This window comes from Nocardioides euryhalodurans (assembly GCF_004564375.1).
Lineage (GTDB): Bacteria > Actinomycetota > Actinomycetes > Propionibacteriales > Nocardioidaceae > Nocardioides > Nocardioides euryhalodurans.
On record NZ_CP038267.1, the window covers coordinates 1407265 to 1425062 of the forward strand.

Here is a 17798-nt window from a genome sequence, read left to right on the forward strand (position 1 = left end):
CGTGGGCTACTCCAGTGTGCGGGGGAAGATTCACACGAGTAGCAACTTTCACAACAGTCACACGGCTCCGCAAGCGAAACTGAGTAACTACAAATGTGTAATTTCCAGTCGACACGCCGGGGTGTTCGAGAAATCCGCCGGACGACTGCTGGGCTCGGGCGACGAGTCCGCGTTCAGTCCTCGCTGCCGAGGCCCTCGTCGTCGTCGCCGTCCTCGCCCTCGTCGTAGTGGAGGACCTTGATCCCCTGGTCGACGCCGCCGTCGAAGGTCAGCTTGCCCTTCTCGAGCACGAGGACCCGGTCGCAGAGCTGGCGCACCGCACCCGGGGAGTGGCTGACGAAGAAGATCGTCGTTCCGTTCTCGCGGATCTCACGCATCCGCTGCTTGCACTTGCGCTTGAACGGCCGGTCCCCGACCGCCAGCGCCTCGTCGGCGATGAAGATGTCGGACTCGACGTGGATCGCCACCGCGAAGCCCAGGCGCGACTTCATGCCGGAGCTGTAGTAGACGACGGGCGTGTCGATGAACTTGCCGAGGTCGGCGAACTCGATGATGTCGTCGAGCTTGCGACGCGTCTCGGCCTCGCTCATCCCGAGGATGGCCGCGTTGAGCCAGAGGTTGTCACGACCGCTCATCTGCGGCTGGAAGCCGGCACCGGTGGCGATCAGGCCGGCGATCCGGCCGCGGGTCAGGACGCTGCCGCTGTCGGGCTGCATCACGCCGCTGATCATCTTCAGCAGCGTCGACTTCCCGGAGCCGTTCAGGCCCATCACGCCCACCGACTCGCCCCGGCCGACGGTGAAGGACACGTCCTCGACGGCGTTGAACCGGTCGTGGGTCTTCTGGCCGCGCGCTCTCGCGAGCGCGATCTGCTTGATGGACCGGTGGTACTGCATGGTGAAGGTCTTGGTGGCGTTCTCCACCTCGATGTACGTCGCCATCAGAGGCGCTCCGGTACCCGGCGCTCGAGCCTGCTGAACCACACCTGCGCGAGCCCGAGGAAGACGAACGAGAGCGCCAGCATGATCCAGCCGCGCGGGAACAGGTCCGCCGGCAGGTCGGTGAGGACGGTCGCCTCCGGGTCGCTGGTGGTCCCGACCCAGAAGCAGCGCTGCATCAGCAGCACGGCCTCGGCGATGGGGTTGAGGAGGTAGACGTCCGCGACCCACGGGATCGACGAGAAGCGGTCCTCCACCATCGAGAACGGGTAGATCATCGGCACGCTGAAGGTCACGAACTGGGTGAGCGTCTGCACCACCTTGCCGAAGTCTCGGAAGAACACGTTGGCCACGCTGAAGAGCAGCGCCAGCGCCAGCCCGAGCACGGCGATGATCGCCAGCGCCAGGAACCCGGCGACCAGGCCCATGGGATCGGGGCTCCAGCCCAGGAGCATGCTGGCCACCAGCGTGATCACGAGCATCGGGATGGTGTGCCAGAAGGCGACCAGCATCGTGGCGACCGGGAAGAGCTCGCGCGGCATCGGCAGCTTGATGATCAGCCCGCGGTTGCTCACCAGCGACTTCGTGCCGCCGTTGAAGGTCTCGGTGAAGAAGTGGACGACGACCATCCCGCAGACCAGGTGGATGGCGAAGTTCTCCATGTTGCCACCGCGCCCGATGAGCACCTGGAACACGAAGTAGAACATCAGGAACCGGACGAACGGCTGCAGGTAGCTCCAGAACCAGCCCAGGAACGTGCCCTGGTAGCGGGACTGGACGGTGCTGTGGACCAGCAGCTTCAGCAGGTAGCGCCTGCGGAAGACCTCGAGCAGCCCGTTGTTGCCGCTGGGCGCAGCCAGCGGCGGCAGCGGCTTCGCGGCCTCGGTGCTAGTCGTCATGCCCGTCGCCGTCCATCCAGGGCGCGAACGTCCGCTCCCACGCCTCCGGGGAGGTGATCTCCGGCAGCGCGGTGCGGTACTGCTCGGCCAGGTCGTCCCAGTCCGCCGCCAGTCGGCGGTGGATCGCGACGGTGCGCTTGAGCAGGTCGAAGAACTTCTCGCGGTCGCGGCGGTAGAACGCCGCCGCGGTGCCGTCGGGCATCGAGACGACCGCGGAGTCGTAGCGGGCGATCTTGTGCCAGCGGGCGTCCTGGGCCATCACCTCGGCCTCGGGGTGCTCCACCGAGAGCTCGCGGGGCTTGCGCAGCTGGCGCAGCGGCTGCAGCAGCGCCTGGACCGTCGCGGCCCGCCCGGAGATCACCGGGGAGGCCTCCTTGCCCTTGCGGGGCAGCTTGTGGCGCTTGACCTCGGGGAACGCGCTCGGGTCGGAGACCAGCGTCGCGTCGTCGTACCCCTTCACGATCTCCTTGATCGTCGGGAGCGTCGTGGGCAGCACCTCGTGGAGCTTGTGCGGACCGGCCAGCACGTCCTCGAGCGCCCGGTGGCGCAGCTCCACGGTGGAGTACTGCATCGACACCAGGTGCTTGACCTGGTGGTTGAAGCTCTCGCGGAGCAGCCGGCCGCCCCGCGGGTACGGCGAGTGCAGCAGCGCCGCGATGACGCGGTTGCGGACGTGGAAGTAGGACTGCCAGTCCAGGGCGTCGTTCTTGTCGGTCCACGGCACGTGCCAGACCGCCGCCCCCGGGAAGGTGACCGTGGGGTAGCCCGCGGCCTTGGCCCGCAGGCCGTACTCGGAGTCGTCCCACTTGATGAAGATCGGCAGCGAGAGACCGATGTCGGAGATCACCTCGGCGGGGATCAGGCACATGAACCAGCCGTTGTAGTCGACGTCGATGCGCGCGTGGAGCCACCGCGTCGACCGCAGGTTGCGGTCGCCGAAGTCCCAGCCGGCGAAGACGCCGGGGGCCGAGCCCCACCAGAAGGTGTACGGCTCGACCTTCTCGCCGAAGCTGTGCAGCTGGGTCTTCTGGAAGATGCTGAACATGTGGCCGCCGACGATGGTCGTCGTCCGGCACAGGTCGCCGAAGGTGACCGCGCGGACGATGCCCTCGGTCTCGCACTCGACGTCGTCGTCGAGCATCATCACGTACGTCGAGCGGCCCGCCTTCAGGCCCTCGTACTGGGCCCGGGCGAAGCCGCCGGAGCCGCCGATGTTGCCCTGCTCGATGATCCGCAGCTTGCCGCCGAGCGCCTTCTCGGCCTCGGGGAAGAACTCGGAGCCGACGACCTTGTCCTTGCCCTGCTCCATGACGACGACCTCGTCGAGGTAGTCCTCGAGGTGGCCGGACTCCCCCAGCTGGACGAGCAGCTTGGCGCAGAAGTCCTGGCGGTTCATGGTCGTGATGCCGATGGTGACGGTGCCGTGCTGGGCCTTGTCCTCGGGGACCTCCGCGGTCCACTCGGCGGACTCCACGACGACGTCCTCGTCGGCGGCGACCACGTCGTACCAGTACCAGCCGCCGTCGACGAACGGCTTCAGCGGCAGGTCGAAGGAGAACTCGCCGCTCGACCCCTCGACCGTCGCGGAGTCGACCCGCTGGGAGCGGCCGTTGGCCAGCGACCGGTAGACGGTCACGGCAGCGCCCTCGCCGCGGACCCGGACGGTGAGCCGGACCTCGCTGACGATGGTGTGCCGGCGCCAGTAGGAGGCCGGGAAGGCGTTGAAGTAGGTGCCGAACGAGACCGTCTCGCCGTGCTCGACGCGGTAGGCGGTCCGGGACTCGATCTGGTCGGGGTGGATCTGCGAGACGCCCTTGGCGGCGTTCTGGATCCGGGTGGCGATCGCGTTGGCCTCGTGGGCCGCGCGGGTGTGGCCGATCTCGAACTTGTCCGCGTCGAGCGCGGCCGGGTCGGGGTCGACGTACAGCTTGATGACGTCGGTGTCGCGCTCGGCGGGCATGATCTGCCGCTGCAGCAGGCGGCGGGCGGTCCCCGGCTTGCTGGTGCTGTCGGCCGCCGCCTGGGTCTGGGTGTGGGTGACGCTCATTCGTCAACTCCTCCGCTGGTCAGCTCGGCGCCCTCGGCGAAGTGGGGCCGCAGCTTGTTGTCGAACATGGACAGCGCCGAGCCGATGGCCATGTGCATGTCGAGGTACTTGTAGGTGCCGAGACGGCCGCCGAAGAGCACCATCGGCTCCTTGCGGGCCAGGTCGCGGTACTTGAGCAGCTTCTCGCGGTCCTCGGCGGTGTTGATCGGGTAGTACGGCTCGTCGTCGATCTCGGCGGCCCGGGAGTACTCCCGCACGATGACGGTACGCCCCTTCGCCTCGGCGTAGTCGCGCTCGGGGTGGAAGTGCTTGAACTCGTGGATCCGGGTGAAGGGGACGTCGCCGTCGTTGTAGTTCATGACCGAGGTGCCCTGGAAGTCGTCGACCTGCATGACCTCCGGCTCCAGGTCGACGGTGCGCCAGGACAGCCTGCCCTCGGAGTTGCCGAAGTACTCGTCGACGGGGCCGGTGTAGACGATCGGGACCTTGCCCTTGAACTCGTCGGCCACGTCGAAGAAGTCGGTGTCCAGCCGCACCTCGATGTTGGGGTGGTCGGCCATCCGGGTCAGCCACGCGGTGTAGCCGTCGACCGGGAGGCCTTCGTACTTGTCGTTGAAGTAGCGGTTGTTGAAGGTGTAGCGGACCGGCAGCCGCGTGATGATGTCGGCGCTCAGCTCGGTTGGGTCGGTCTGCCACTGCTTGGCGGTGTAGCCCTTGACGAACGCCTCGTAGAGCGGACGCCCGATCAGGCTGATCGCCTTCTCCTCGAGGTTGGTCGCGTCCTCGGTGGCGATCTCGCTCGCCTGCTCCTTGATGAGCTCGCGCGCCTCGTCGGGGGTGTGGTCCTTGCCGAAGAACTGGTTGATCAGCCCGAGGTTCATCGGGAAGGAGTAGACCTGCCCCTGGTACTTCGCGAACACGCGGTGCTGGTAGTTCGTGAACGACGTGAAGCGGTTGACGTACTCCCACACGCGGTCGTTGGAGGTGTGGAAGAGGTGTGCGCCGTAGACGTGCACCTCGATGCCGGTCTCGGCGTCGGGCTCGCTGTAGGCGTTGCCACCGAGGTGGTGCCGCCGGTCGAGCACGAGCACGTTGAGGTCGAGCTCGTTCGCGCAGCGCTCGGCGATGGTGAGGCCGAAGAAGCCGGAGCCGACGACGACGAGGTCAGGTTGCGACACAGAGGATCTCCTGGGACGGGGGTCTCGGGGCGCTGAGAGTCTAGACGGTGGACGGCCCCATCCCGTGATCCCGGGCGGTGGCCCCGGGAGTGCTGTTCGCCGGGCCGGCTCCGGGATCCGCCCGGAGCCGGCCCGGGTCGGCCTGGGTCACGAAGGCGGCGCCGAGCTCTCCGGGAGCTCACGGAGCGTGCGCGCCGAGCGCAGCGCCCGGAGCACGTTGCGGGCCTCGCCCCGGCCTCCGCGCACCGGGCTGAGCAGCACCACCAGCAGCGCGATCAGCCACGGCTTGAGCCGGACAGCGGGGTTGCTGCCGTAGCGGAAGTGGACGACGAAGAGGTTCCGGTACATGTAGAACCCCTTCCACGAGCCGAGGTCGTGCTGCTGGTCGAAGTCCAGCTGCCGCACGAGGACGGCGTCGCGGACGCCCCAGATGCGGTAGCCGGCCCGCCGCGCGCGGAGCGCGAAGTCCACGTCGTCGTAGAAGATGAAGAACCTCGCGTCGGGCAGCCCGACCGCGGTGACGACCTCGCGCCGCAGCATGAACCCCTCGAAGGCGACGTTCTCCAGCGCGACGCGCGCGGGCATCGCGGTGCGGGTGCCGTACTCGGTCTCGACCATCCCCGTCTTGGGCTTGATCGCGAGCGGGTTGTCGAGGTCGAAGCGCGTCGCGGACTTCTCGACCAGCCGGCCCGACGTGTCCTCGCGCACGGCCATCAGGCACGCCTCGTCCTGGCCGAGGAGCACCTCGAGGCAGTCGGGGGCGGGGACCACGTCGTCGTCCATCAGCCAGATCCGGTCGAAGCCGCCGGCGTACGCCTCCCGGAGCCCCAGGTGGAAGCCGCCGGCGCCCCCGAGGTTGTCGGGGCTGTGGGTGACCCGGAGCGGCAGCCCCTTGCCGTGGTGGTGCGCGAGCACCTCGCGGGTGTGGTCGGAGCTGGCGTTGTCGACGACGTAGACGGCGTCGGGGGGCGTGGTCTGGGCGGCCAGGCCGTCCAGCATCCGCCCGAGCAGGTCGGCGCGGTTGAAGGTCACGACGACCACGGCGACGGTCTCGGCGCTCACCGGAGGAACCTCTCATGGCCCGTGAAGTCGCCGCGCAGCCCGTCACGGACGGCCCGCGCGCTCAGCGCCAGCCGGGACCGGTCCGGCCTGGTCAGGGTGTAGAACCACACCGTCTTGGCCCAGAAGAGCAGGACGTGGGGCCAGCCGCGGTAGTCGCGCAGGTTGAGGGTGTTGTTGCGTGCCATGCAGTAGTGCTTGAGGTCGCTGGGGCTGTGGTTGTACGTCGTCCTCCCCCACATCAGCGGCGTGCCGAGCTCGCCGACGGCCGGGTGCCGCACCCGGGCGGCGGCGACCGTCGCGATCCGCGCGCCGGCCCGCTCGGCCCGCAGCCGGTACTCGTGGTCGTCGCCCCAGATGAAGAACTCCTCGCGGGGGTAGCCGATCCGACCCGCCAGCTCCCGGGTCACCAGCACCCCGTTGAACGGGATCACGACGTCGTGGAGCAGCCCGTCGCTCGCGGCCCGCTCGACCGCGGCGGTGTCGTGGACGACCCGCGTCCCGCCCGGCACCCGGATCGGGAACACGAGCCGGTCGGGGTCGGCCTCGTCGACGACGACCGGGCCCCAGAAGTCGAGGTCGCGCCGCTCCAGCAGCAGGTCGAGGCAGTCGTGGTCGGGCAGCCCGTCGTCGTCCATCAGCCACGCCAGGTCGGCACCGCGCTCCACGGCCAGCCGCAGCCCCTCGTGGAAGCCACCAGCTCCGCCCCGGTTGCGGTCCAGGGCGTGCACCACGACGTCGGTGCCGGCCAGCCAGTCGGCGGTGCCGTCGGTCGAGGCGTTGTCGACGACGAGCACCTCGTCGACGCGGTCGACCTCGCCGAGCCGGGTCACGAGCCGCTGCAGCAGCGGGAGCCGGTTGAAGGTGACCACCACGGCGACGACCCGCGGGCGGGGGTCACGAGGCTGCTCGGTCACGGCCCACACCCTCCCACGAGGTGGTACGGACTCAGCAGGCGGCGCCGAGGTCGGCGGCCTGGTTGGCGGCGTACCCCTCGGCGAGGCTGCCGTACGACCCACCGGTCATCGACTGCGGCTGCTTGTTCCGCTTCTTGCCGGCCTTCGGCTCCGCAGGAGGTACGTCGCCCTCGGCCCGGTCGATCGTCTCGGCGACCTTGTCGTGGATGAGGTCGATGTCGGGGTCGGCCGTGTTGACCAGCGGCGGGACCAGCGACAGCGACGACATCTTCTGCGACCTGGCCTTGAGGGCGAGCTCGACGAACCGGCCGACCTCGCTCCGCGGCACCGACGTCGAGACCATGTCGGAGCTCGCCTGGGCGATGTCGGAGAAGTTGGTGAGGGCCGACTGCGGGCTGATCTGGTGGAGCATCGCGTTCATGACGCACTTCTGGCGCGCCATCCGCGAGTAGTCGTCGGAGCCGTAGCGCGCCCGGGCGAACCACAGCGTCTCGAGGCCGTCGAGCTCCTGGACACCGGGCTGGATGTAGCGGAAGTAGGAGTCGGTGGGCAGGCCGACCGGGATCTCGTCACGGACGTTGAGCGTGACTCCGCCCACGGCGTCGACGAGACCCTTGAAGCCCTCGAGGTTGACCATCGCCCAGTAGTTGACCTCGAGGTCGGTGATGCCCTCGACCGCCATGATCGTGGCGTCGATCCCCGGGTGCTTGGACTTGCGGAAGAGCTCGGTGTGGTCGCCGGCCCAGGTGCTGACGCCGTTGAGGTAGCAGCCCTCGCAGTCGAACCCGTCCGGGAACTGCTTGTCCATGACCGAGTCCTCCCGGAACGGGAAGCCGGCCATGTTGCGGGGCAACGAGATCAGCACGGTCTTGCCGGTCTCGGCGTCGATGCTGGCCACGGTGAGCGAGTCGGGACGCAGCCCCACCCGACCCGCGCCGGCGTCGCCGCCGAGGAGGAGCACGTTATAGCGGCCGTCGCTGGCGTCGGAGGCCGCGCCGTCGCCGAACATCGTCACCATCAGGTCGCGCTGGACCCCGACGACGTGGGCGCCGAAGAGCAGGGTCCCGGCGACCGAGAGGCACAGCAGGCCGTTGACGCCGACGATCGCGCGGCGGTGCTGCTGGCTGAGCGTGAGCGGCTGACCGATCCGCCAGGCGTCGACGAACAGGAACGCCCACCCGACGGCGAGTGCCATCAGCACGGCACGCAGCACGCCCAGGAGCAGCGTGTTGGAGGCCGCCCAGAAGGCGAAGGGGTGCCAGAGCGCTGCGGTGACCACGCCGACCACCCCGGTGACGACGAGCACCATCCAGATCCGCATCGCGATGCGGCCGACGTCGCGGTTGCCGGCCACCAGCTGGGCGGAACCGGGGACCACCAGGGTCATCACCATCAGGGCGACGGCCCGGCGGAAGCGCACACGTGCCGCGCGCTCGTCGGGGTCGCGCCGACCGGTGGGCCCGGGGGAAGGATCGGGCATGGGGAAGGTGCCTCTCGATGCTCGGGGAAGGAAGCAGCGTGGGCCAAGTATCACCAGTCACACCCGTCACAGCGGGGCGACGCGCCGACCGGTCCCTCAGCCGGCGACCACGCGGGCGAGCAGGTCCTCGGCGAGCGGGCGGTCGGCGTACACCAGCCGGACCGCACGGGGGTCCTCGTTGCCGGCGTCGGGACCGCGCCACTGCCGGGTGAGGCCGAGCCGCTCCGTCGTACGGCGGGAGGCGTGGTTGTGCTCGAGCAGGTACGCCACGACGGGCCGGTCCGGCGCCACGGCGGCCGCGGCCGCGAGCGCCGCTCGACCGAGCTCGCCGGCGTACCCACGACCTTGCACGTGGTGGGCGAGCCGGTAGGCGAGGTTCCAGCCCGGCCAACCCTGCCGCCAGGCACATCCCCCCAGGCCCACGACCGGCCCGCCGTCGTGCTCACGCACGACCCAGTAGCCGAGCCCCCGTTCGTCCCACCGTCCCTGCTGGCGGTCCAGCAGCTCCCTCGTCGTGGCGAGGTGGACGTGGCGACCCTGGGGGAGGTGGATCCACGAGGCCGGGTCCGCGTGGATCGAGTGCAGGTCGGCGAGATCCTCGTCCTGCGGCGCGTCGAGCCACAGCCGCCCGGTGCGCTGGTGGCGCCAGCCGGTCACGACTGCTCGCGGCCCGCGGTGATCTCGGCCTTGCGCGAGAGGCGGTGGGCGCGGCGGATCTCGGCCTCACGCTGCCGGCGGACCTCGTCGGGGCCGACCACCTCGAGCCCGGGGACGGGGCGCGGGTGACCCTCCTCGTCGATCGCCACGAAGACGAAGTACGCCGAGGCCACGTGGAGCGGTGCGTCCGCCGCGCTCCCCCACGGCTGTGCCTCCACCCGGACCCCGATCTCCATGGACGACCGGCCGGCCCAGTTGACCTGGGCGAAGGTCCGGACGATGTCGCCGACCCGGACCGGCTCGAGGAACGCCATCTCGTCCATCGCGGCCGTGACCGCTGGCCCCCCGCTGTGCCGGTGGGCGACGGCGCCCGCCGTGGAGTCGGCCAGCTTCATGATCTCGCCGCCGTGGACGTTGCCCAGCAGGTTGGCCTCGCTGCTGTGCATCATCATCGCCAGCGACACACGCGCGTGGCTGCACGGCAGGGAGTGGTGCTCCGCGGTCATGGCGGCACGGTAGTTTCTCCGCCATGGCAGATCGTCCGCAGGGGGGTGGACCCGAGGACGGGTCCCCCGAGTACCACTGGCTCTACGGCAAGAAGGGCAAGCAGCCGGCCGGTGACGAGACCCGGGCGATCCCCCAGCAGCCGAGGCCCGACGAGACCCGGGTGATGCCCGCGGCGCAGCGCGAGGCCCGTACGTCGGGACGACAGACCCCGCCGCCCGCCGCTCCCCCCTCCACGCCGCCGAAGCCCGCCAAGCCGGCCAGGGCCTCGGGTGGCCGGCGGTTCCGCTTCCGCGCGAAGTGGCTCTGGGCGGTGCTGGCGCTGTGGCTGGTCTTCCTGGTCACGATCCCGCTGTGGGCCTGGTCGAAGGTCGACAAGGTCGACGCGTTCCCGCAGGCCGACCGGCCCGACGAGCAGGGCGGCACGACGTACCTGATGGTGGGCTCGGACTCGCGCGGCGACCTGACCGCCGCCGAGCGCAAGGAGCTCGGCACCGGCGACGCCTCCGGCAACCGCACCGACACGATCATGATGCTCCACACGGGTGACGGCCCGAACCTGCTGATGTCGATCCCCCGCGACTCCGTGGTCGACATCCCCGGCTACGGCAGCGAGAAGGTCAACGCCGCCTACGCGTACGGCGGCCCCAAGCTCCTGGTCCGGACCCTCGAGGCCGAGACCGGGATCCGGGTCGACCACTTCGTGGAGATCGGCTTCGGCGGCTTCGTCGACCTCGTCGACGCCGTCGGCGGGATCGAGGTGTGCCCGCCGTTCCCGATGGACGACCCGCAGGCCAACATCAACCTGAAGAAGGGCTGCCAGGAGGTCGACGGCCCGACCGCGCTCGGCTACGCCCGCTCCCGCAAGACCGACCAGCAGTACGGCGACCTCGGCCGTGCGGCCCGCCAGCGCGAGGTCGTCTCGGCGATCGGCAGCGAGGCGGTCTCGCCGTGGTCGGTCCTCAACCCGGTCCGCTACTACAACCTCAACATGGCCGGCGCCCGCGCCGTCCGGGTCAGCGAGGGGACCTCGCCCTTCGCGATGGCGCAGTGGGCGCTCGCCATGACGCGCGTCAACGGCGAGGACGGCCTCACCTGCGGCGTCCCGGTCGCCGACTTCGCCGTCAACTGGGACCAGGAGCGCTCCGAGCAGATGTTCCAGTACATCCGCGAGGACGACACCGGGAGCATCCCCAACAAGCTGTGCACGCCGACGGGCTTCCCGCGCTGAGGGCCCGTGTCGGTTCCCCCGGCTGAGCGGGGAAGACCGACGCCTGGAGGGGGAAGCATCGGCCGCCAGGCGACAGACCCACCCACCGGCGTACCCCCCGTCGTCCGGCTGGAGACGGCAGCCTCACCGCTCGTCGCTGATCCGCCTCGCCTTGCCCAGCGAACGCTCCAGCGCACCCGGGGCCAGCACCTCGACGCGGGCGCTGACACCGATCCGGTTCTTGATCCGCTCGGCCAGCCGCCGACCGAGCTCCTGGTCGGGGACGGCGGCCGCCTCGACCCGCACCGTGAGCTCGTCGAGGCGACCCGGACGGGTCAGCACGCACAGGTAGTGCGGCGCCAGCCCCTCCACCGTGAGGATCTGCTCCTCGACCTGGCTGGGGAAGACGTTCACGCCGCGGACGATCATCAGGTCGTCGGTCCGCCCGGTCACCTTCGCCATCCGGCGGAAGGCGGGGTACGCCGACCCGGGGCTCAGCCGGGTCAGGTCCCGGGTCCGGTAGCGGACGACCGGCATCGCCTGCTTGGTGAGGCTGGTGAAGACCAGCTCCCCCTCCTCCCCGTCGGGCAGCACCTCGAGCGTCACCGGGTCGACGACCTCGGGCAGGAAGTGGTCCTCCCACACGTGGAGCCCGTCCTGGGTCTCCCCGGCCTCCTGGCTGACGCCGGGGCCCATCACCTCCGAGAGGCCGTACACGTCGACGGCCCGGATGCCCGACCGCTCCTCGACCGCCTGCCGCATCCGGTCGGTCCACGGCTCGGCACCGAAGATGCCGACCTCCAGCCCGACCGCCCGGGGGTCGACTCCCTGCGCCTCCATCTCGTCGAGCACGGCCAGGAAGTACGACGGGGTCATCATCACCACCCGCGGCCGGAAGTCCGCGATCAGCTGCACCTGCCGCTCGGTCATGCCGCCGCTGACCGGCACCACCGTGCAGCCGAGCCGCTCGGCGCCGTAGTGGGCGCCCAGCCCGCCCGTGAACAGGCCGTAGCCGTACGCGACGTGGACCAGGTCGCCCGGCCGGCCACCCGCGGCCCGGATCGACCGCGCCATCAGCTCGGCCCAGGTGTCGACGTCCTCTCGGGTGTAGCCCACGACCGTCGGCTTGCCGGTCGTGCCGCTGGAGGCGTGGATCCGCGCCACCTCCTCCCGCGGCACGGCGAACATCCCGAACGGGTAGTTGGCGCGCAGGTCGGCCTTGGTCGTGAACGGGAAGCGGGCCAGGTCGGCCAGCGTCCCGACGTCGCCGGGGGCGACGCCCGCCTCCCGGAACGCGCGGGCGTAGTGGGGCACGCGCGCGGCGCGCTCCAGGCTCGAGCGCAGCCGCTCGAGCTGCAGGGCCTCCAGCTCCTCCCGGGTCAGGTCGGGCACCTCGCCGGTCATGGCTGCTCCTCCCCGGCGTCGTCCCACAGGGCGCCACCGATCTCCCGGGACCGACCGACGAACTCCGCCACGACCGCCTCACCGGCACGGACGACGACGTCGTAGACGCCGTCCCGTCCGTCGCGTGAGCGCTCGGTCGCCGTGGCGACGAGCTCGTCGCCCAGCCTGGTCGGCGCCCGGAACCTGATCTCGGCACCCGCCGCGACGGTCCGTCGGTTGCCGGAGTTGCAGGCGAAGGCGAACGCACTGTCGGCCAGGGTGAAGGTCGTCCCGCCGTGGCCGATCCCGTGACCGTTGACCATGTCGTCACGGACCGTCATCGCGATCACCGCCCGACCGGGGCCGACCTCGCGCAGCGCCATCCCCATCGCCTGGCTGGCCCTGTCGTCGGCCCACATCACGGCGGCGCTGCGGACGGCGACCTGCTCGGGTGTCACCCCCGCACCCTACGAGGACCTAGCGCCCGACGGCTTCCTCCAGCTCGGCCTTGTTCATCCTCGAACGGCCCCTGACGTTCTTGCGGCGGGCCTCCTCGTAGAGCTGGTCCCGGGTCCGTCCGGCCGCGCCGGAGTGGGAGCGCAGGCCGCCCCGGCGGGAGGACGAGAGGTCCTCGGTCGACGTCCGGCTGCTCTGCTCCGCCTCACCCGCACGGGCCCGCTCCTTGTTGACCGTGCGCGCCGCGATCTCCGCAGCCTCCTCCTCGGACCGGCCGCGCTCCTCGAGCCCGTCCTTGACGTGCTCGTACTGGCGCTCACGCTTCCGGCTCCATGCCTGCTGGGGCATCGTCCCTCCTCGTCTCGGGTGCTCCCCGGGGTCAGGCCGCCTCGCCCGCGAGCTCTCCGCGGAGCCGCGCGAAGAGCGCACTGAGCACCCGGGACACCTGCATCTGGGTGACGCCGACCTCGCGGCCGATCTCGGCCTGGGTGCGGTCGTCGCAGAACCGGAGCTCCAGGATCTTCCGCTCGCGGGGGGACAGCCTGCGCATGAGCGGCCGCAGGGCCACCCGCGCCTCGACCAGGGCGTAGCCGGGCTCGGGTCCCCCGAGCCGGTCCGCGACGGCGCTCCCGTCCTCGGGGGCGGCGTCGAGCGACGCCGGCGTGAAGCAACCGTCGACCCGCGAGGCCTCGTCGACCAGGGCCTCGTCGACACCGAGGTGCGAGGCGATCTCGTACGGCCTCGGATCACGACCCAGCCGCTGCCACAGCTCGGCCCGCGCCCGGGTGACCGAGCCCTGCGCCTCCTGCACCGGACGGGGCGGACGGATGGTCCAGCCGTGGTCACGGAAGTGGCGTCGCAGCTCGCCCCGGATGGTCGGGACGGCGAAGCCCAGGAAGTCGGTGGCCTTGGCCGGGTCGTAGGCACGGACGGCCTTGACCAGGCCGAGCGAGGCCACCTGCTCGAGGTCCTCCAGGGGGAGGCCGCGGCCGCGGTAACGACGGGCGACCTCGCGGGCGACGCCCAGGTGGAGGGCGATCAGCTCGTCCTCGAGCGGCCGCCGGCGCTCGGCCGGCACGATCGCGATCTCCGCCAGCAGCGCGGCGGCGGCCCGCCGCCGTCGCTCCCGCACCGTGTCCTGCAGTGGTGGCTTCGCCACGACCGGCACCCCCCGGAAGGTCGTCCACGCAGCCCGTCCCGGGCCGCCCTGCCACTCAAGCAGCGTGGCCGTCGACGCCACAATCACTCGACCGGGTGAGCCCGAAAGGGTGGAAGCCGCCTCCTTCCGCATGCCCCGCGGCGGTGGGGGTACGAGCCCCCCATGGCGTGGACGCACCCCCCAGCACACCGACCGCTGACCGACGAGACGACCCGGGACGGGGCCGATCTGCTGGCCCTGCTCGACCACCAGCACGCGGAGCTTCGCGAGCTGACGGCACAGCTCCCCGGGCTCGGCGGCGCGGCGCGGGCCGACGTCTTCCTGCTGCTCCGGAGGCGGCTGGCGGTCCACGAGCTGCTCGACGAGCTGGTGGTCTCGCCCCGTCTGGCCGCTGCTCGGGGCGTCGCCCCCGAGAATCGCGGATTCCTCGACGAGGTCGAGGCGGCCGAGGCGGTCCCGGTCGACGGCCCGTCCTTCGACGTCGCCCTGTCGCGCCTGGCCGCCGCCCTGGGACGCCACGCCGACGCGTGGCACCGCCTCGACGCCCCGCTCGACGGACAGGCGCTCACCGACGACGAGCAGGCCGCCGTCCTGGCGGCCGAACAGCTCTGGGAGGGCGAGGGCGAGGTCCATCTCGGCCAGGGCTACCGCGGGATGGCAGCAGCTGTGCGAGACCAGCTGCTCCACCCGCTGGCCACCAAGCCTGTGGGTGCCTGACCCGTGACGGACGTGGACGTCAGGACCCACCTGACAGGGTGGACAGCACGTGAACCAGTCCGAGAGGAGACCTCATGTCCGATCCGGTGAAGCTTGCGATCATCTACTACTCGTCGACCGGCACCACCGATGCGATGGCACGCCAGGCGGCGGCCGCGGCCGAGAAGGCCGGAGCCGACGTACGCCTGCGCCACGTGGCCGAGACCGCCCCCCGCGAGGCCGTCGAGAGCCAGGACGCGTGGCGGGAGCACGTCGACCGGCTGGCCGAGGAGCCCACGGCCGAGCCCGAGGACGTCGTGTGGGCCGATGCCGTGATCTTCGGCTCCCCCACCCGGTTCGGCAACGTCTCCAGCCAGCTCAAGCAGTTCCTCGACGCGCTCGGCCCGCAGTGGGGCGAGGGCCTGCTCGCCGACAAGACGTACGCCGGCTTCACCTCGGCCCAGACCGCCCACGGCGGTCACGAGAGCACGCTGCTGGCGCTCTACAACACGCTGCACCACTTCGGCGGCATCCTGGTCGCCCCCGGATACACCGACCCGGTGAAGTTCGTCGACGGCAACCCCTACGGCGTCTCCCACGCCACCGGCGCCGACAACGACGAGCCGCTCGGCGACGCCGAGGACGACGCGCTCGCACACCTGGCGGAGCGGATCGTCACGGTCACCGGCCAGCTCAAGCGCGGCCGGGAGGCCTAGCAGCGGCGCTGCCCGGTGCTCAGAGCTCGGACTGGACGCCGGCGAGGAGCTGGCGGGCCATCACTGTGGTGCCGATCTCGTCTCAGCCGCCGAGCGGGAACGCCCCCACCCGAACCTGCCGCCGTCGGGCTCTGGTCACACGTCGACACCGGTGGGACGCTGGAGTTCCTGCGCGCTCTCGGACGCCGGCTCGTGAGGGAGGGGGCCCATGGCGACCATCGATTCGCTCGTCGTCGAGGTCCGCACCGACGCCGATCCGGCGGCCGGGACCGACGACCAGGTGTTCTTCGACATCGGGACGCGCCAGTGGCGCCTGGACCGGGTCGGGCACCGCGACTTCCGGCCGGGAGCCACGGACACCTTCGACCTGGAGCTCAACTCGGCGCTCGACACGGCGGACATCCGCAGGATCGGGCTCAGCAAGCTCGGCTGGAACGGCTGGCGGCCGACCCGGATCACGGTGACCGTCAACGGGGAGGTGCTCTACCGGGGGGCCATCGGCATCTGGTTGGACCAGGGCAGCGACTCCCACCAGACCGCCGGGGTGATGTGGCAGGCCGCCGACTTCCCGCGCCGGTTCCCGGACCGGGCGGTGACCGTGCGGGACATCGTAGTGGCGACGAGGACGGCGGCCGGCGGCGCCGCCGGCACCGACGACCGGGTGTTCTTCACCGTGGGCACGCGCGAGTGGCAGCTCGACGACCGCACCCGGGACGATCGCGAGCCGGGCGACCTCGAGACCTACGTGATCCGCGACATCGAGAACCTGCGGATGGACGGCATCCGCGAGATGGGCCTGCGCAAGACCGGCCGGGACGGGTGGCGGCCGGAGGAGATCCGGGTCTGGGTCAACGACGTCCACCAGGTGGCCGGGCCGTTGTACGAGGGCACCGTCTCGCACTGGCTCGACGGCGGGCCGGGCGCGCAGCTGCGGCACGGCCTCACGTGGACCGCCCCGGACTACCCCCAGCCGGTGCCGATCTCCGACGAGCCCGACGCCCCCGTCACGGCGCTGCGGCTCGAGGTGCGCACCGGGACCCGGCGGAACGCGTCAACGAACGACCAGGTCTACCTCGACGTCGGCACCAGGGAGTGGCTGCTCGACAACCCTGCGAAGAACGACTTCGAGTCCGGGAGCACCGATGTCTTCGAGCTCGAGCCGCACGCCGGGATGCAGCGCTCCGACATCCGCCGGCTCACGCTGCGCAAGACCGGGACGAACGGGTGGCAACCACGGGCCGTGAAGCTGTTCGTCAACGCCGACACGACCCCGGTGTTCGACGGTGACGCCGACCTGTTCCTCGACAGCGGGGACGACGCGTCGCAGAAGTACGGGCTGCGGTGGACGGCCCGAGGGTTCGACCTCGAGGTCCCCGTCGCGTGCCACCTGGTCGTCGGCACCGTCGACGACACGATCCGGCCCGGGAGCTCCGCCACGGCGTCGTCGGCGCTGTTCGACAACTTCAACACCGCGGCGTACCGGACGCGGCGCGGCTCGGCGAACGCGATCTGGACACAGGCACGGGTGCGCTTCCGGGTGGTGAGCTTCGAGGAGGTGGCGGTCGCCGACGCCGACGCACAGATGATGCCCGACTCGACCGACGGCTTCGTCACGATGCGGGCGGTCGCGGAGGACAACAACGTCGCCGACGTGGTCAACGCGTACTTCGTCCGCGCCACCGGCACTGGCAGCAACTGGCAGGTGGGCGGCGACGACCCGGCGGTGTGGGTGCAGGACACCCGCGGCGGCCTGACTGTCAACACCGGGGCCAACTTCGAGCGGGTGGCGGTGTCGCTCGCCCACGAGCTCGGCCACTTCCTCGGGCTTCCACACAGCTGCGACAACGCCGTCAACGACCCTTGCACCACCGCCGAGCAGGTCGACCTGATGATGGGCGACGGCACCAACCAGACCTCCGTGCAGCTGTCTACGGCGGAGATCACCACCGCGTACGCCGGCGCCCGGGCGCTCGCGGAGTGAGGAGACCGGAGACCACCATGCCCGACACGACGCTCGACCCCCGGGTGCGGCGGCTGCTGCTGGCCGAGCACTTCGACGACCGGTCCCGGCAGCGGCTGCGCGACCTCGGCGACGTCGCGCTCGAGGGGCTGCGCGCCTGCGCGCACGGTCCCGACCGTGGTGAGGCGGCCGTGCTGAAGGCCCGGGCCATCGTCGCGCTCGGCGACTGGCCAGCCGAGCAGGCCGTGGACGCGCTGGCGGACGCGATCGGCGACCGGCGTGTGGAGACCCGGATGCGCGCGGCGACCGCGCTCGGCGAGGTCGCCACCGACCGGGCCGTCTCCGTGCTGGCCGATCGAGCCGAGCGGTGCGACGACGGCGCCGAGCTCGCGGCGATCGCCCGGTCGCTCGCACGGATCGACAGGCCGGGCGCAGCCGAGGCCCTCGGGCGCGTCCGGGCGTCGATCTCCACGGACGACGTACGACGTCAGGTGGACCTGGTGCTCGACGAGAGGTCGGCGGACTGAGGGGTCCTGGCG

Annotated in this window: 18 protein-coding genes; 5 read left to right on the plus strand and 13 right to left on the minus strand. The window is 71.1% G+C overall.

What is annotated here, in order from left to right:
• Positions 1-173: 173 nt before the first annotated feature.
• The 9 genes from EXE57_RS06585 to EXE57_RS06625 all read right to left on the minus strand — a co-directional run bounded on the left by EXE57_RS06585 (position 174) and on the right by EXE57_RS06625 (position 9681).
• On the minus strand, positions 174-941 hold the full coding sequence (locus EXE57_RS06585; protein WP_135075341.1) for an ABC transporter ATP-binding protein: 768 nt from the start codon (positions 939-941) through the stop codon (positions 174-176).
• Positions 941-1837, minus strand: coding sequence for an ABC transporter permease (locus tag EXE57_RS06590; protein WP_135075344.1), 897 nt, complete (start codon positions 1835-1837; stop codon positions 941-943). Before EXE57_RS06590 ends, EXE57_RS06585 begins: the two co-directional genes overlap by 1 nt.
• Entirely contained in the window at positions 1827-3884 is a 2058-nt protein-coding gene (locus EXE57_RS06595) for a glycosyltransferase (RefSeq protein WP_135075347.1), read from the minus strand. Before EXE57_RS06595 ends, EXE57_RS06590 begins: the two co-directional genes overlap by 11 nt.
• Positions 3881-5062, minus strand: coding sequence for a UDP-galactopyranose mutase (glf, locus tag EXE57_RS06600; protein WP_135075350.1), 1182 nt, complete (start codon positions 5060-5062; stop codon positions 3881-3883). Before glf ends, EXE57_RS06595 begins: the two co-directional genes overlap by 4 nt.
• Positions 5063-5209: 147 nt before the next feature.
• On the minus strand, positions 5210-6124 hold the full coding sequence (locus EXE57_RS06605; protein WP_135075353.1) for a glycosyltransferase family 2 protein: 915 nt from the start codon (positions 6122-6124) through the stop codon (positions 5210-5212).
• Positions 6121-7038 carry a glycosyltransferase gene (locus tag EXE57_RS06610; protein ID WP_135075356.1) on the minus strand — a complete coding sequence of 306 codons (918 nt, stop codon included), beginning with the start codon at positions 7036-7038 and terminating at the stop codon, positions 6121-6123. The genes EXE57_RS06605 and EXE57_RS06610 overlap by 4 nt, the downstream gene beginning before the upstream one ends.
• A 31-nt stretch (positions 7039-7069) precedes the next feature.
• Positions 7070-8518 carry an LCP family protein gene (locus tag EXE57_RS06615; RefSeq protein WP_135075359.1) on the minus strand — a complete coding sequence of 483 codons (1449 nt, stop codon included), beginning with the start codon at positions 8516-8518 and terminating at the stop codon, positions 7070-7072.
• Between the two features lie 96 nt (positions 8519-8614).
• The gene (locus EXE57_RS06620) at positions 8615-9175 is read right to left on the minus strand and encodes a GNAT family N-acetyltransferase (protein WP_135075362.1); all 561 of its coding nucleotides are present in this window, start codon (positions 9173-9175) and stop codon (positions 8615-8617) included.
• Positions 9172-9681 carry an acyl-CoA thioesterase gene (locus tag EXE57_RS06625; RefSeq protein ID WP_135075365.1) on the minus strand — a complete coding sequence of 170 codons (510 nt, stop codon included), beginning with the start codon at positions 9679-9681 and terminating at the stop codon, positions 9172-9174. The genes EXE57_RS06620 and EXE57_RS06625 overlap by 4 nt, the downstream gene beginning before the upstream one ends.
• 23 nt (positions 9682-9704) lie before the next feature.
• Between EXE57_RS06625 and EXE57_RS06630 the strand changes: the two genes are divergently transcribed.
• Entirely contained in the window at positions 9705-10910 is a 1206-nt protein-coding gene (locus EXE57_RS06630; RefSeq protein ID WP_135075368.1) for an LCP family protein, read from the plus strand.
• A gap of 123 nt (positions 10911-11033) precedes the next feature.
• Here the strand turns inward: EXE57_RS06630 and paaK are convergent, their stop codons facing one another.
• Genes paaK through EXE57_RS06650 form a run of 4 tightly spaced genes read right to left on the minus strand, consistent with a single transcriptional unit; the run spans position 11034 to position 13887 of the window.
• The gene (gene paaK, locus EXE57_RS06635; protein ID WP_135075371.1) at positions 11034-12293 is read right to left on the minus strand and encodes a phenylacetate--CoA ligase PaaK; all 1260 of its coding nucleotides are present in this window, start codon (positions 12291-12293) and stop codon (positions 11034-11036) included.
• Positions 12290-12730 carry a hydroxyphenylacetyl-CoA thioesterase PaaI gene (gene paaI / locus EXE57_RS06640; protein WP_244247030.1) on the minus strand — a complete coding sequence of 147 codons (441 nt, stop codon included), beginning with the start codon at positions 12728-12730 and terminating at the stop codon, positions 12290-12292. The genes paaK and paaI overlap by 4 nt, the downstream gene beginning before the upstream one ends.
• Positions 12731-12749: 19 nt before the next feature.
• Positions 12750-13076 (minus strand): plasmid stabilization protein, encoded by a 327-nt coding sequence (locus tag EXE57_RS06645; protein WP_135075374.1) that lies wholly within the window; start codon positions 13074-13076, stop codon positions 12750-12752.
• Between the two features lie 31 nt (positions 13077-13107).
• Complete coding sequence (locus tag EXE57_RS06650) at positions 13108-13887, minus strand: sigma-70 family RNA polymerase sigma factor (protein WP_244247031.1); 780 nt, start codon at positions 13885-13887, stop codon at positions 13108-13110.
• 162 nt (positions 13888-14049) lie between these two features.
• Between EXE57_RS06650 and EXE57_RS06655 the strand changes: the two genes are divergently transcribed.
• The 4 genes from EXE57_RS06655 to EXE57_RS06670 all read left to right on the plus strand — a co-directional run bounded on the left by EXE57_RS06655 (position 14050) and on the right by EXE57_RS06670 (position 17786).
• Positions 14050-14604 carry a hypothetical protein gene (locus EXE57_RS06655; protein ID WP_135075380.1) on the plus strand — a complete coding sequence of 185 codons (555 nt, stop codon included), beginning with the start codon at positions 14050-14052 and terminating at the stop codon, positions 14602-14604.
• A gap of 74 nt (positions 14605-14678) precedes the next feature.
• The gene (gene wrbA, locus EXE57_RS06660; protein WP_135075383.1) at positions 14679-15299 is read left to right on the plus strand and encodes an NAD(P)H:quinone oxidoreductase type IV; all 621 of its coding nucleotides are present in this window, start codon (positions 14679-14681) and stop codon (positions 15297-15299) included.
• A gap of 208 nt (positions 15300-15507) precedes the next feature.
• Positions 15508-17280: a hypothetical protein gene (locus EXE57_RS06665; RefSeq protein WP_135075386.1), complete on the plus strand. Its 1773-nt coding sequence runs from the start codon at positions 15508-15510 to the stop codon at positions 17278-17280.
• Positions 17281-17297: 17 nt separating this feature from the next.
• Positions 17298-17786: a HEAT repeat domain-containing protein gene (locus tag EXE57_RS06670; protein WP_135075389.1), complete on the plus strand. Its 489-nt coding sequence runs from the start codon at positions 17298-17300 to the stop codon at positions 17784-17786.
• The last annotated feature ends 12 nt before the right edge of the window (positions 17787-17798 follow it).